Genomic DNA, 951 nt, shown 5'->3' on the forward strand with positions numbered 1-951 from the left:
TCCTCATATACAGCCTGCTCCTGAGCGGCCAGAGACGGCGTACCCGCAGTTGAGGCATGCATGCCAGGCAATTCCGCAGTGGATCTGCTGCTCGGCCATCCGGCCTCAGGAGTCAAAGCGGAAGCGAGGTTAACCCATTCGGCATGCGGGGTTTCGACGTAGGGCCGGCCGCCCTCGCCGAGATGCCGTCCCGGCGAAGACCCTGGTGCTGGCACGACGGGCAACGCGACGTCAGGACTTTGCCACTGCGGTCGCCTTCCCCAGCAACGGCCAGGAGCGCCGCCCGACGCTTACGCCCGGTCGCTACCGCGGCAGGAGGACGCTCACGCTCTTGCTCCCCAACGGGTGGCGGGTGACCGCGGTGGCGTGGGCGAGGTGGTTGACCATGGGCCGGCCGAAGCCTCCGGTGCTGTTCAGAGCGGGGATGCGCATGCGGGGCGCCTGGGAGCAGTGGTCGTGCACGGCCACCTCGATGCTGTCCGGGGCGCGACCAGGTCCAGGGTGTAGGCGCCGCCGCCGTGCGCAGGGCGTTGGTGACGAGTTCGGAGGCGGCCAGGACCACGGTGTCGGCGGCGTCCTGCGCGATCGGGCCGAGACGCTTTAAGAAGGGCCCGGGCGCTCTCGCGTACGTCGGCGGTGGATGCCACAGAACGGTCGGGTGTGACGTCCTGCGCTCATCGTGACCATCAGTTCCCCCAAGCCTCTGTGGAGTCCAATGTCCGGTGTGTGCGCTGTGTTTGTGCCCTGTCGCGCAGCCGGCCAACCCGGCCGGAGCCTTCCATCGTCGTTGTTCGAGTCCGACTAGCTCTCCGCCGGACACGCAAAAATCTATGCTGGCTGGAGTAGACATTGGGAGATCGTCTGGCTATGGTTTCTCTCGTAGCCGAGATCAGCAGGGCCCGGCAGACACGAACTGCCAGGCAGCGGTACAGGTAGTTGCAGTGTGCAGGA

Annotated in this window: 1 protein-coding gene; it reads right to left on the reverse strand. The window is 66.7% G+C overall.

The features are described from left to right. Positions 1 to 303: 303 nt before the first annotated feature. A complete protein-coding gene (locus N4G66_RS45820; protein ID WP_315903779.1) occupies positions 304 to 432 on the reverse strand; it encodes a hypothetical protein in 129 nt (42 codons plus the stop codon). Positions 433 to 951: the final 519 nt, after the last annotated feature.

It is taken from the genome of Streptomyces rhizosphaerihabitans (assembly GCF_025399795.1).
GTDB classification, from domain to species: domain Bacteria; phylum Actinomycetota; class Actinomycetes; order Streptomycetales; family Streptomycetaceae; genus Streptomyces; species Streptomyces rhizosphaerihabitans.